Below are 12,434 nucleotides of genomic sequence, written 5' to 3' on the forward strand. Positions count from 1 at the left end.
ATGGGGCTTGCTGGTGAAACATAATTACATGTTAGTTATTTGTTTACGCAGTACTTGTAATGAATGGGAAAGATGAATAAATGTTGATAAAAAAATCCTGCTGTGAAATTTTATAGCAGGATTTTTTATTTTATGATTCTATTAATATGTCAGGAGAATACAAAGGAAAATAAAAAATCATATTTTCGCATCATGAAAGTAGCGAAAATATCTTTCGGGAGGTAAAAAATGTTAGAAAAAGCAATAGTTATTGGTGGTAGTATAGCTGGAAAACTAGCAGCAAAAGCTTTATCTGATTTTTTTCAAGAAGTAATTATTTTAGAAGCAGGCGAAGAATGGCGTGAAAAAAGCCCTCGAAAAAGAGTACCTCAAAGTCATCATCCGCATGTGTTATTAAAGGGTGGTGAAGTAGCAATTGAGAAATTATTTCCTGCAATTACGACCCAATTAAAAGAAGATGGTGGCATTGTAAATAATTTTACGGGAGATTTGAAATGGCATCATTTTGGTTTATGGAAACAACCATTTATTGGGGATTTGAATGCGGTTCAACAAAGTCGTCCTATGCTTGAGTGGCATATACAACAAAGAATGAGTCAAGTAACTAATATTACAACAAAGTATGAAACAATGGTTGAACAATTAATAGTAGATCGACAGCATAACAAAATCTCTGGAGTAAAAGTACGGTGCATGAAAACAGGAAACAAAGAAAATTTCCAAGCAGATCTAGTTGTGGATGCAAGTGGATTTGGTTCGAAAAATATAGAGTGGTTAGAAATACATGGAATAGAAGTAAAAGAAGAAAAAGTATGGATTCAATTATTTTACGCGACTAGGGTATTCCGTCTAAAACAGAATGAACGCCCTGATTGGTGCAATTTACTTATTTCTCCTAGCTTTCCTGAAAATCCTTATGGTGCCTTTATTCAAACTATTGAAGACAATCGATATTTCGTGACTTTTAGCGGATACGCCAATGAGAATGCACCAAAAACAGATGAAGAATTCCTTGCATTTGCTCATAAGTTACCTGCACCAGATGTCATTCATTTTCTTGAACAAGCAGAACCGATTACAGATATAAAAATACATAAGATTCCTTATCAAGTACGTCGGCGATTTGATTTAGTGAAAAATATGCCAGAAGGATTTTTAGTAATTGGAGATGCTCACTGTCGCTTTGATCCAGTTTTTGGACAAGGAATTTCTGTCGCTGCTATGGAAGCTGTAGCGCTACAAATGAGTTTAATGAAAACAACATCGCTACATAATGGTTTTACTCGAGAATTTTATAAGCGTATTTCTAAGATTATTGCAACTCCTTGGGAAATGGTAACAACAGAAGCATTTCGCCATCCCAAGATAAAAGGAAAAAAGACTTTTATACAACCATTTCAACAATGGTATACGAAAAAAATATATCAACTTTCCGCAAGTAATACAGACATTTATATTCGTTTGGTTCGGGTAATGAACCTTATTCGTAGTCCTCTACATCTTTTTCATCCCAAGGTATGGTTTGCTATTCTTACGGCTCGACAGAAATAGAGGAGGTTAATCCTACTACAAGCAGAAGGAAGTTAACTATTAAATGGCGAATTTATAATAGTTAATTGATCAAAAAGGAATGAGTCATGAATGGAAATATACATAGAAAAATTAAAGGAACAAGATGCGGAAGAGTTGTTTGCTTTTGAGTGTTATAACAGAACCTTTTTTGAAAAGACGGTACCGAGTCGTGGTGATGATTACTATGTGTATGAGACGTTTCAGTGCAAACACGAGACATTGTTAAAGGAACAAAAAGAAGGCATTTCCTCCTTCTATCTCATACGGAATATGGAAAAGACCATTGTTGGTCGAATAAACTTAGTAGATATAGAGAAAGATAAACAATTGGGATATCTTGGTTATCGTGTAGGAGAAGCTTTTATTGGAAAAGGAATTGCAACTAAGGCCGTTCAATTACTTCTAAATCAAGCAGTAAACAATCAAATTACTGAAATTCATGCAAAGACAACCAATAATAACATTGCTTCACAAATCGTATTAGAAAAAAGCGGTTTTTCAGGTGCCGCAATTGATAAAACAGTTTTAGAGCTAAATGGTCAAAAGATTAATTCCATTCATTACGTTTGGAAACATACTACAATATGATACAAGAAATTTTAAAACAAAAGGGGAACACTATAATGAAGGACTTACGTTATCCAATTGGGAAGTTTACTCATGAAGGAAATGTTACGGAGGAAATGGTAGAAAAGTGGATTCAAGAAATTAAAAATCTCCCTACAGAACTAACAAAGGCAATTAAAGATTTAGATAAAGAGCAGTTAGATACACCATATCGAACTGGCGGATGGACAGTAAGGCAAGTTGTTCATCATGTTGTTGATAGTCATATGAACAGTTATATTCGTTTTAAATTAGCACTTACAGAAAATAATCCGACAATTAAACCGTATATGGAGGAGAAATGGGCAGAGCTCCCTGATTCAAAATTACCTGTAGACGTTTCCCTTGTATTATTAGACTCACTACATAAAAGATGGGTAAATTTATTAAACTCTTTAGAACAGGCAGATCTTGAGAAAACTTTTAATCACCCAGAATCAGGTGAAACAAAACTTAAGGTGGCAATCGGATTATATGCGTGGCACGGTCGTCATCATACTGCACATATTACTTCTTTGCGGGAACGATTAGGGTGGTAAAATTGTTATGGAAATAACACTAAAAAGAGCGATAGATTTTGATGCAGAATCTATTTTTAATATTCAAGTAGAGGCATTTATGCCGTTATTAGAAAAATATAAGGACTATAAAACGAACCCTGCTAATGAAACGATTGAGAAAGTAATTGCAAGAATAAACAATCCTACCGGTGGATTATATAAAATATTAGTTGATAATATTCTCGTGGGAGCTATTTGTGTATTTTGGAAAGAAAAGACGACGCAATTCTGGATAAGTCCTATGTTTATTCTGCCTAATTATCAAGGGAAAGGGATAGCTCAAAAAGTACTCGTTTTAATAGAGAAGATGTTTCCACAAGCAACTAGTTGGGAATTGGCTACAATTTTAGAAGAAGAACGTAATTGTTATCTATGTGAAAAAATAGGTTACATTAAGACGGGGTTAAAAAAGAAGTTGAATGATAATACAACACTTGTTTATTATCAGAAGGCATTATAAAAATAGTTTTTAAAGGGATAGATAAAACAGAGTAAATCTGTATCATCTATCCCTTTATTTTGGTCCTATAAAATACAATAAAGTAAAATGTTTTTGTATTTTTAAAAGAAAATAATGCATGTTGTTCCAAAAAATACGGGGTTAATACTTTTGATTTTGCATAAAAATACAAGTTATTATTTTGTTGTATATTTTACTAATGCTTTTTGGACACTTAAAATACTATCATCACCTTTAAATTCTTTTGTAATTGGTTCGTGCATACTAGATACCCAAATTTTAAGTTCTGCATCTAAATCAAAATGACCTGCTGTTTCGATGCTAAATTGTGTAATGCTTTTATATGGAATAGAATGATATTCTGTTTTCTTACCAGTTACACCTTGTTTATCTACTAAAATCATTCGTCGATTTGTAAATACAATTAAGTCTCGAATCAATTTATATGCATACTCAACTTGTTCATCATCAAGCATAATCCTTTGTAAGTCACGCTCAACATTTTCTGTATTCGTATCAGATGCATTTCCTAAAATACCACTGAATAAACCCATATGAAATTCCTCCTTTATAATCTGTGGAATGAGTTTCTTTTATTGTATCACGTTATAGACTAAGAGATTCTTACAATGCAGTAAGAGCTTTTTAAAGCAAATGCAATGAATTTATTAACACTTCATCATAATATCTTATGCTAAAATATAATTAATAAAATCAAGAAACAAGTGCAGAGGGAGTATACATGAAAAACATCGGTTTAGTATTAGAAGGCGGAGGCATGAAAGGGTTATATTCGGCGGGAGTACTTGAATACTTTATGGAGAATGATTTATTTTTTCCATATGTAGTTGGAGTATCGGCTGGAGCATGTATGGGCGCAACGTACCTATCTCGCCAAAAAGGGAGAAATAAAAAAGTAAATACAGAATTAGTGTCTGATTATCGTTACATATCTTATCGAAACTTAATACGAAAACGGGAATTGTTTGGTATGGACTTTCTCTTTGATGAAGTGCCTAATAAAATTGTACCGTTTGATTTTCAAACTTTTTTAAATACAAATGAGCAGTTTGTAATTGGCACAACTGATTGCGAGACAGGACAAGCTGTCTATTATAATAAGCAAGAGCACGGGGATGATATATTAAAAATCATTCGTGCATCAAGTTCTGTACCATTTATTGCTCCGGCTGTGGACTATGATGGTAAAAAACTTTTAGACGGTGGAATCATTGATCCTATTCCTGTTCGAAAAGCGCAAAAAGATGGATTTCAAAAGAACATTGTTATTATGACAAAGCCAGAAGGATATGAGAAAAAACGTAATAAGTTTTCACCGATGGCAAAATATTTATATAGACGATATCCGAAAGTAGCTGAGCTTTTAGTAGAGCATTATCGGTTTTATAATGAAACCGTTTCTTATATGTCTTCAAATGAACAAAAAGAAAACTTTTTTGTAATTCAACCAAGTATGCAGCTTCCTGTTAGTGGGATTGAAAGAAATAAAGATAAGCTTGTTAATTTATATAATCTTGGATATCAGGATGCCAAGAACCAGTATGAGCAGTTATTAGAATGGATAGAGAGATAGCTATAGGATTGAAAATTTAATGCTAGGAAGGAACACGTAAATTATTACCTTATTATCTTGGTGAATAAGAATGGAAACACACAGACTATATTGATTGTGTGTTTTTTCTGTTCATAAAATATACAACATTAGTACCTTATTTATATAGGAATTTATTTATTAAGAAAGAAGAAGTAATGTAATACGATAGAGGAGGGAAGAGGAATGAAATCAATACTAAGCCCTAAGATAGCAGAACTTACAGATCAATTGATCGACGGAGATAAACGAGCTTATCACACATTTTTAAATGAACTCAAAACAATTAGGACGCCAGTTATAGAAACTTGTCCAATGAATAGTCAGTATCATCTTATTACTTACATATGGCTTGGGGATAAAGGAACTGAAAATGTATATGTATTTGGTAGTTATCCTGGTTGGGACATTAATTCTAATCAACTAGAACGACTTTCAGACACGAATTTATGGTACAAGACGTTTCGAACGAATGAAAAGTTTATTTCTACCTATCACTTTTCAGTTAATGATTATTTTGAACACAATTGGGTAGCGCGTAGTGAACAATATCAGTTAGATCCATTTAACAGTAATATATTTGGAGAAGGAACAGATAGAGCGGCTGTTTTAGAGATAGGAATGGAAATGTCGTACGATAAAAGATTCCCTAAAAATTATAATCCTCAGGGAGAAGTTGAAACATATTCTTTTTACAGCTCTATTTTAGGTAATACACGAAAGATATATATTTACACACCTCATGATTATTCTCTTACATCCAGCCTTCAAGATCTTATCATCACATTCGATGGAGACTCATTTATGCAAAATCTTTCAACACCAGCAACACTTGATTATTTCATTCATACACAAAAGATTCCTTCGTGTATTGTTGTTGGGATTGATCATGTAGATCGATTGAATGAGCTTACCTACAACTACAAAATGAACTCATTTTTAACAGAAGAGCTACTTCCCTGGATTCAAACGAAATATCATGTACACAAGGATCCGTCGCATATAACAATTGCTGGCTTAAGCCTCGGTGGCCTAGCGGCGTTTTATGCAGCACTTCAGAATCCTCATATTTTTGGAAATGTGCTGTCATTGTCAGGTTCTGTACATTGGAAAAAAGGCGGGTATGAAGAAAATCTTCCTTGGATTGAGAAACAATTTTTATCAATGAATAATACGTTACGACTTCGTATGTATATGGCAGCTGGCACACTTGAGAATGAATCGCTTTTAAAAGCTAATAGAAGCTTATATAAGACACTTGAAGAAAAAGAACATCAAATTACCTATAGTGAATTTCAAGGCGGTCATGACGAAATCTGGTGGCGAGAACAACTTACTGAGGGTTTATTAGCATTAAATAATTCAAGAACGCTATCTTAAAAAGAAATGAGGAGGGAAAATATGGATCAAAAAGATTTAGATAAAGAGTTAAAAAAGCAGGAGATTTTAGTAAAAGATGAGAAGGTTTGGGATTTCACGTATGAAGATCATATTAGTTCTATCGTTAAGCGAGCAGAAAAAGCAGGAGACTTTGATGACCTACCTGGCAAAGGCAAACCACTTAATATTGATAAAAGCCTTTCGTATAATCCTGAAAAACAACTTTATAAAACATTGAAAGATAATCATGTTTTACCTAGGTGGATTGAGCTTTCAAGGGAAATTGATCATTTAAAAGAAAAACTAGAAGAAAATATAAGTTCAAAGGAAGCAGCTAAGTTAGTTCGAATGATTAATAAAAAGATTCTAGAACACAATTTAATTTGTCCACCATCTGTGCAAAAAATGAGAGTAAAATTAGAGCATTAAAGAGTTTTTTAGAGATGCAATTCATTTAGAAGAAATCAATGATGATAGCACAAAAATGAAATTTCATAGATTGTACAGTAAACATTTTGAGAGCCGAGGGCAGAAAATTGGCGGCTATCCATTTTATACACAAACAGATCCAAGAGAATGGGAAGAAACCTATCAAGAACATAATATTTTATTGCTGCAAATTGATACGGATGATTCATTAGAAATTATATGGGTTATTGTGGTGGTGCCAATTTCTTTATATGAAAAGAGGATCTACTAAAGCTAGACTTTTCCAATGTACTTTATAATTGGGATCGCTATTAAATCTAGAAATACTATAAAAACTATTAAAACTATTAAAAATTAAGAAGTAGGGAAGAGGGGGTGTAATATTTCTCTATATCTATTAAAGGTTATAGCAAGAATTTTAGTGCGAAGAGTCAATATAACTTACAAAGTTAAGTATGAATTAATTTAAAAATTTTCCTGGAAAATCAGGGAGATTTTTTTTGTGAATAGCGTAGGTTATGTTAACTAAACTGAAAAATACAAAATAAGCAATTTACATTGATAAATACAAAATTTAACTATATTAAATAAATAAGATGTAATGATAAAGAAATGATAAAGAAATCAATAATCAATCGATAAAAAACCTAAATGTGTATATGAATGCAATTTGATAACAAAAAATTCTTTAACGAATTACGTTATAATTTTTTGTTCATCAATATGTTTTGTAATCTCAGCGAAATTTTTATTCTTGAATTGCTGTAGAAAAATGTTTAGTCGTAAATTTACTATAAAAACTATAGAAATTTAAATGAACAGTATATAAAGCGTATTTCATAAAAATTTCTGTTTCATCTCATTTTGTATAGTTTACTTGCATTTAGAGACAGAGAAACACTTCTTTTCTATGACTACCTATAATATATATTATGTCAACTAGTGAAAAATAAGTAACTTGTATTTAATGTTAATCGAACCCCTACTCTGTGTTTAGCTGTGTTTTTTATTTTTTAATATGCAATCAGTTCTGGTGTTTGTGGGATTGCTTAGCATTCGAACTGATTGCTTATTAATTATTAATTAAACGAAGTGAATTTGCTATTTTAGAGCTGGTGATTCTTTAGTTGAAAGATTTTATATTTTCGTTGCAAAAATAATTTCTTATCTTTGTAAATCCATTCCGAGAAATTTTTAATAGTATTTTCACCACTTAGATATATGCGATACTGTTTTTGTTTATCAACAAATTTCGGTTGATAGTTGTGATCCTCAAGGATTTGTTTTAAAGAATTCATAAAGTTATATGAACCACCAACAAAACTAACAAAATTTTTCCGAGGGTTTACATGTCCATCTCCATCAAAATATCCTCTAATAAAATGATGCAGATGCTCTTGTGGGACAAACGGGAATTGTACATCGTATGATTTACAAGGCATAATTCCGTGTAAGTTCATTAGATCGTTTTTCATTATTTTGCTATTCAAATTCAACATGTAAACGCCAGTTTTTTTGTTTTGGTATAACGTTTGATTTGAGTTGAGTTCTGTTTTTATATCTTCTAAAATTCTGGATTCTTTTTGAGAAATGCTCACGGTTTGGTTATCCTTCATTATGACCCCATCAGCAATGAAAAATCCTAAAATATACGCCATATTGTTAGACCAATACTTAAAGTAATCTTCATTCAAATTATATTTACGTTTCCAGCTCCCTCTCGCTCTTCTTTCAACGTTGTTATCTGCTAAGACCATACGAATATACCTTGGAGTAACATTAGCTAATTTCGCAATATTTGATGTGCTCTCTCCTTCTAAATAAAGCTTAATCATTTCTGCTGTTTCCAGTGTGCATTTAGACTTCTTTTTACTCCTTTCATTCATGTTGATTCGCTCCTTTCAAAGATATAAATTAAGTGCTGCGCCCCTTCCTTTATATCATATAAAAGAACAAATGTTCCGTCTATTGTTATCTATCGTTTTGTGGCAGCTATGTAGCATTTTTCCTAGAGTTCTCTTCCGACGATTCTTTTTACACCTTTAAATTTATAGAATTTTTAAATTAAATAGAATCATCGCCCTTTTCTTCTTGATTTGTATAAACTCCACCCGTTAGTATAAATATATAAATTTAATTGTTCCTATTTTGTTTAAATGAATCATAGATGATTAGATTTATGCGATAAGGTTTATAAAAATTTAGGAGGGGTATGTGTGTTTTCGAAATGGAAAAAAGGATTAGTAACTACTTTATTTGCACTAACAACGTTTTCGACAGTAGCATCTGCTGAAGAACTGCCTGCAGATCAACAAAAGTGGCAGAAATGGGTTGGTGAACATGCAGTCAAATTACAGGAACCGACTGCTAGTACTACTGAGGATTTGTCATTTTTAAAACAAACTTTACAAGACAAACGTATTGTCTTACTAGGTGAATCTACTCATGGTTCAACCGAAATGAATCAATCAAAAGTCCGGATGATTAAATATTTACATGAAGAAATGGGATATGATGTGATTGCGTTTGAATCAGGCTTTGCAGAAGCGAATGCTGTATATCAAAACATAGATGATTTAACAGCTGAGCAAGCAATGAAGAAAGCTATTTATGGAGTATGGCATACAGAAGATCTAGAAGAATTATTTCAATATATAAAAGAACAGAAAGAAAAAGGAACGCCCCTTATTTTAACGGGATTCGATATAAATATCCCGTGGAATGCTTCAACTGCTACTTTTGCAACATTTGCAAATGAATGGATTAGTAAATTGGATCCTGAAATAGGGAAACTACTCGTAGAAGCAGAAAAAGAAATTGTGAAATATCGTTCTGTCTCTTCTTATGAAGAGTTCCAAACAATGCAGAAACCTCTTTTAAGTAAATATGAAAGAGTAAAAGAATTTATCCAACAACATAAGAATGAATTACAACAAGTAGTTTCTAATGAATCCTATGATGTAAACCTTCTAGAAAAAACAATTAATATTCGAATGGATACACTCAAAACACATATTTCATATGAGGTGAAAGAAAAACCTGGTATGGATTATACATTTTATTCTCGTGATCAAAAAATGGGACAAAATTTAGCATGGTTAAGTGAAATGCAGTTTAAGAATAAAAAAATAATTGTATGGGGGCATAATTACCACATAAGAAAACAGAATTCTAAAATGATTATGGGTTTTCCGTACACCAAAAAATATCCTAATATGATCGATGTTTTACCGAAGTACTTGAAAGATCAAATGTATTCCGTAGGGTTATATGCATATAGTGGAAGTAGTTTAAATGACCAGAACGATAAGATTGAATATGTAATTGATAAACATCAGGCAAATAGTATTGAAGAAATTTTGAGATCTGCTCAACATCCGCAAGTATTTGTAAATTTAAAAGATGAGAAGAATCGTCCTGAAACGTCCTGGATGTACTCACAGATTATAGGACAATATTGGGGAATATGGCCTGAATATATGATTCCTAATCAACATTATGATGGTATACTCTGGTTAGAGCATATTAGTCCTTCGCGAATTAAATAAAGCAAAAAGCGCACCAATAAAATAGATGGTGCGCTTTTTTATCTGAAGATGAACAAGAAAAGATGCTGTATATAGATATCTAATAATCTTATGAATCAATCAATTCAGATGGAATTACTCCTTTTCCTCTTCATCTGCATCTCCATAAGCAAAAACCTCAAAAACGAATTCACAAAGACCAACAACTACTTCCCCAATTACTTCGTGCATTTTTTTTCCTCTCTCTTTTAGTAAATTTATTTTAAGTATATAAAAGAAGTATTTTGGGGTACCATTCAAGAAGGTGACATAAATATTACAAATTTGTAAGAGTTTGATGAAAATGAAGTTTAAAAGTATCTAGCAAGTCTGCTTTATTTTTTTACTCCTATTATTTTATGGATAAGATAATTAAAGTGTATTATATTTTTTTACCCTTAAAGGAATAGACACAATATATAAATCTACAGAATAAGTAGTTATTGTAATTCCTTTGCCTTCTAACTCAAATTTAGATTGAAAAAATCTTTCGGAAATTTTTCTTTTCCCCCATTTTTTCGGCAACCATTGAAATCCTAAAAACATAGTACGCATTTCCCTCTCTTATTCTAATAATATTTTGTTTCCGTCAAACAACATCTGCAAATTCGGCTAGATAAGCCTGTCCAAGATTCGTGACTGCAAAGAAAAAAAGTATGTATAACAAATCTTTAACTACCACTGTCCTATTTTTTCATCTAACCCTTTAAGATCTTTGTATTTATATTCTACTAATATATGGTTTGTAAAAACACATTTGTGTTCAAATATTTCTGGACTATTGAGTAGTTTAGGTAGAAAATGAGGTATCATCTCTCCTACCCCATAATTATACTCACTAAGTATCCATGACACGCTTTTCCAGTCTAAAATTCCTTCGGTTGTCTTTTTAGGAGTCTGGTAGTAAAAATTATTAGACACATCTACTACATACGCATACATGCCACCTGAATATGTATGATCTGCTTCCCATGTTATGATTCCTTTGAAATGAAAGTGTGTCATAATCCATGGTTTTACCCCTTTTTTCATTTGTTTTTATGTATTATTTTTTGTAATAACGACAAGAAAATATATAAGACGTTTCTAATTTTAATGTAAAGCAACCATTACTTATATAATCGTATAGTCATCAAAATATTGATCGATACTTTGTAGTTTTTCTACTTTAAAGTTTGTAATGGTAAAAGCATTATCATGCAAATGGAATTTTTCGTCTACAATAATAATGTTTCTCCTTTTATCAATCAATACAAATGAATAAATCCCCTCTATAGTAGCTGTAACCTTTCCTAAAGGTTTTTTATCCAACCATATAGACAATCCCGCAAACAAAGAAGCAGTAACAATCACTTTATTATCTAGTAATTCAATTTTCATATATTCTGGACCGTCAACATCAAATAGTTCCACATAATCACATTCTGCATTCCCATACTCTTTTGTAAAATAATCAATGAAACTACTAATAAACATTTCTTTGTTATTTAAATCTTCTAGTATTTCTCCACTTTCATTCAGGATAAGTTCTTCAAGTTTTTCGCTTTTAAATATTTCGTTATATACTTGCATATTTCTCCTTCCTAATCCCTTATATTAGCTTTACTATTTGTGACTAATTGTCCCATTAAAAATATATGGTACAGTTTCTTTTCTTTGCAATAGATCTTTTACATGTTCAGGAAGTGGTAAATATGTTTCTGCAGTTTGTACCTCCATCCATGTAATTTCCTCGATTTCTTCGGGTCTTGATATATGTATTTCTCCACCTGTAATTTTCCCAACAAAGTTAATAAAAATAGCATGGTGCCCTTTTTCTTCAAAAAATGCTTCACTTATTGAGAAAATTCCTTCTACCTCTATATCTAACCCTGTTTCTTCTTTTACTTCGCGAATTGCTGCTTCTTCTAACGTTTCACCAACCTCAACTGCGCCGCCTGGTAAAGTAAAATAAGAAACATTTGCTCCTGTATTTTTCACCATCAATACTTTTTCTCGAAGCTCATCATAAAGTAATACGTAAGTTACAGTTACTTTTTTCATATAAACCTCCTTAGTAGATTTCCAGTATACAGTTCTATATAAAGTGTTGTATTCCCTTGCTAGTAAATTTAAAATTTATTATATGGAATATTAAGGATATCTATTGTTCTTATTTAAAGATATAATAGTAGAAAAAATGATTGTGGATGGATGAAATGAAACCCCATAAAAAGAAAAGACGTAAAAAGAAACGACATAACCGGAGA

Annotated in this window: 12 protein-coding genes and 3 pseudogenes; 9 read left to right on the top strand and 6 right to left on the bottom strand. The window is 31.8% G+C overall.

The window, feature by feature from the left end; all coding sequences use genetic code 11:
* Positions 1-228 precede the first annotated feature (228 nt).
* From J4P91_RS13560 to J4P91_RS13575, 4 genes and pseudogenes are all read left to right on the top strand, one after another.
* A complete protein-coding gene (locus J4P91_RS13560) occupies positions 229-1,551 on the top strand; it encodes an FAD-dependent monooxygenase (protein WP_207994554.1) in 1,323 nt (440 codons plus the stop codon).
* A gap of 90 nt (positions 1,552-1,641) precedes the next feature.
* Entirely contained in the window at positions 1,642-2,160 is a 519-nt protein-coding gene (locus J4P91_RS13565) for a GNAT family N-acetyltransferase (RefSeq protein ID WP_207994555.1), read from the top strand.
* A 35-nt stretch (positions 2,161-2,195) separates the two neighbouring features.
* Positions 2,196-2,717 carry a YfiT family bacillithiol transferase gene (locus tag J4P91_RS13570; RefSeq protein WP_207994556.1) on the top strand — a complete coding sequence of 174 codons (522 nt, stop codon included), beginning with the start codon at positions 2,196-2,198 and terminating at the stop codon, positions 2,715-2,717.
* Positions 2,711-3,198 (top strand): annotated as a pseudogene (locus tag J4P91_RS13575) (GNAT family N-acetyltransferase). The gene J4P91_RS13570 and the pseudogene J4P91_RS13575 overlap by 7 nt, the downstream one beginning before the upstream one ends.
* Positions 3,199-3,374: 176 nt before the next feature.
* On the opposite strand, the gene J4P91_RS13580 reads toward J4P91_RS13575, so the two are convergent.
* Positions 3,375-3,752, bottom strand: coding sequence for a PH domain-containing protein (locus tag J4P91_RS13580; RefSeq protein WP_207994558.1), 378 nt, complete (start codon positions 3,750-3,752; stop codon positions 3,375-3,377).
* Between the two features lie 188 nt (positions 3,753-3,940).
* Here J4P91_RS13580 and J4P91_RS13585 point away from each other — a divergent pair, with 188 nt between their 5' ends.
* From J4P91_RS13585 to J4P91_RS13600, 4 genes and pseudogenes are all read left to right on the top strand, one after another.
* Positions 3,941-4,792: a patatin-like phospholipase family protein gene (locus J4P91_RS13585; protein WP_207994559.1), complete on the top strand. Its 852-nt coding sequence runs from the start codon at positions 3,941-3,943 to the stop codon at positions 4,790-4,792.
* A 204-nt stretch (positions 4,793-4,996) separates the two neighbouring features.
* Positions 4,997-6,190 carry an alpha/beta hydrolase-fold protein gene (locus J4P91_RS13590; RefSeq protein WP_207994560.1) on the top strand — a complete coding sequence of 398 codons (1,194 nt, stop codon included), beginning with the start codon at positions 4,997-4,999 and terminating at the stop codon, positions 6,188-6,190.
* Between the two features lie 21 nt (positions 6,191-6,211).
* The gene (locus J4P91_RS13595; RefSeq protein ID WP_207994561.1) at positions 6,212-6,619 is read left to right on the top strand and encodes a DnaJ family domain-containing protein; all 408 of its coding nucleotides are present in this window, start codon (positions 6,212-6,214) and stop codon (positions 6,617-6,619) included.
* Positions 6,618-6,874 (top strand): annotated as a pseudogene (locus tag J4P91_RS13600) (DUF1963 domain-containing protein); the annotation flags it as partial. The gene J4P91_RS13595 and the pseudogene J4P91_RS13600, both read left to right, overlap by 2 nt.
* Before the next feature lie 851 nt (positions 6,875-7,725).
* Here J4P91_RS13600 and J4P91_RS13605 read toward each other — a convergent pair.
* Entirely contained in the window at positions 7,726-8,505 is a 780-nt protein-coding gene (locus J4P91_RS13605) for an LAGLIDADG family homing endonuclease (protein ID WP_207994562.1), read from the bottom strand.
* 330 nt (positions 8,506-8,835) lie between these two features.
* Between J4P91_RS13605 and J4P91_RS13610 the strand changes: the two genes are divergently transcribed.
* A complete protein-coding gene (locus tag J4P91_RS13610) occupies positions 8,836-10,167 on the top strand; it encodes an erythromycin esterase family protein (protein WP_207994563.1) in 1,332 nt (443 codons plus the stop codon).
* A 390-nt stretch (positions 10,168-10,557) separates the two neighbouring features.
* On the opposite strand, the gene J4P91_RS13615 is transcribed toward J4P91_RS13610, so the two are convergent.
* The 4 genes and pseudogenes from J4P91_RS13615 to J4P91_RS13630 all read right to left on the bottom strand — a co-directional run bounded on the left by J4P91_RS13615 (position 10,558) and on the right by J4P91_RS13630 (position 12,228).
* Positions 10,558-10,740 carry a hypothetical protein gene (locus tag J4P91_RS13615; RefSeq protein ID WP_207994658.1) on the bottom strand — a complete coding sequence of 61 codons (183 nt, stop codon included), beginning with the start codon at positions 10,738-10,740 and terminating at the stop codon, positions 10,558-10,560.
* Between the two features lie 120 nt (positions 10,741-10,860).
* A pseudogene (locus J4P91_RS13620) lies at positions 10,861-11,175 on the bottom strand (NUDIX hydrolase); the annotation flags it as partial.
* Between the two features lie 123 nt (positions 11,176-11,298).
* Positions 11,299-11,757 (bottom strand): hypothetical protein, encoded by a 459-nt coding sequence (locus J4P91_RS13625; RefSeq protein ID WP_207994565.1) that lies wholly within the window; start codon positions 11,755-11,757, stop codon positions 11,299-11,301.
* Positions 11,758-11,790: 33 nt separating this feature from the next.
* Positions 11,791-12,228, bottom strand: coding sequence for an NUDIX hydrolase (locus J4P91_RS13630; RefSeq protein WP_207994566.1), 438 nt, complete (start codon positions 12,226-12,228; stop codon positions 11,791-11,793).
* Positions 12,229-12,434: the final 206 nt, after the last annotated feature.

The organism is Bacillus sp. XF8 (assembly GCF_017498755.1).
GTDB classification, from domain to species: Bacteria; Bacillota; Bacilli; order Bacillales; family Bacillaceae_G; genus Bacillus_A; species Bacillus_A bingmayongensis.

What these genes read in the sequence shown, in the direction of transcription:
- J4P91_RS13560 (WP_207994554.1), top strand. Translation starts at nt 229, where the DNA reads ATGTTAGAAAAAGCAATAGTTATTGGTGGTAGTATAGCTGGAAAACTA.
- J4P91_RS13565 (WP_207994555.1), top strand. Translation starts at nt 1,642, where the DNA reads ATGGAAATATACATAGAAAAATTAAAGGAACAAGATGCGGAAGAGTTG.
- J4P91_RS13570 (WP_207994556.1), top strand. Translation starts at nt 2,196, where the DNA reads ATGAAGGACTTACGTTATCCAATTGGGAAGTTTACTCATGAAGGAAAT.
- J4P91_RS13580 (WP_207994558.1), bottom strand. Translation starts at nt 3,752, where the DNA reads ATGGGTTTATTCAGTGGTATTTTAGGAAATGCATCTGATACGAATACA.
- J4P91_RS13585 (WP_207994559.1), top strand. Translation starts at nt 3,941, where the DNA reads ATGAAAAACATCGGTTTAGTATTAGAAGGCGGAGGCATGAAAGGGTTA.
- J4P91_RS13590 (WP_207994560.1), top strand. Translation starts at nt 4,997, where the DNA reads ATGAAATCAATACTAAGCCCTAAGATAGCAGAACTTACAGATCAATTG.
- J4P91_RS13595 (WP_207994561.1), top strand. Translation starts at nt 6,212, where the DNA reads ATGGATCAAAAAGATTTAGATAAAGAGTTAAAAAAGCAGGAGATTTTA.
- J4P91_RS13605 (WP_207994562.1), bottom strand. Translation starts at nt 8,505, where the DNA reads ATGAATGAAAGGAGTAAAAAGAAGTCTAAATGCACACTGGAAACAGCA.
- J4P91_RS13615 (WP_207994658.1), bottom strand. Translation starts at nt 10,740, where the DNA reads ATGCGTACTATGTTTTTAGGATTTCAATGGTTGCCGAAAAAATGGGGG.
- J4P91_RS13625 (WP_207994565.1), bottom strand. Translation starts at nt 11,757, where the DNA reads ATGCAAGTATATAACGAAATATTTAAAAGCGAAAAACTTGAAGAACTT.
- J4P91_RS13630 (WP_207994566.1), bottom strand. Translation starts at nt 12,228, where the DNA reads ATGAAAAAAGTAACTGTAACTTACGTATTACTTTATGATGAGCTTCGA.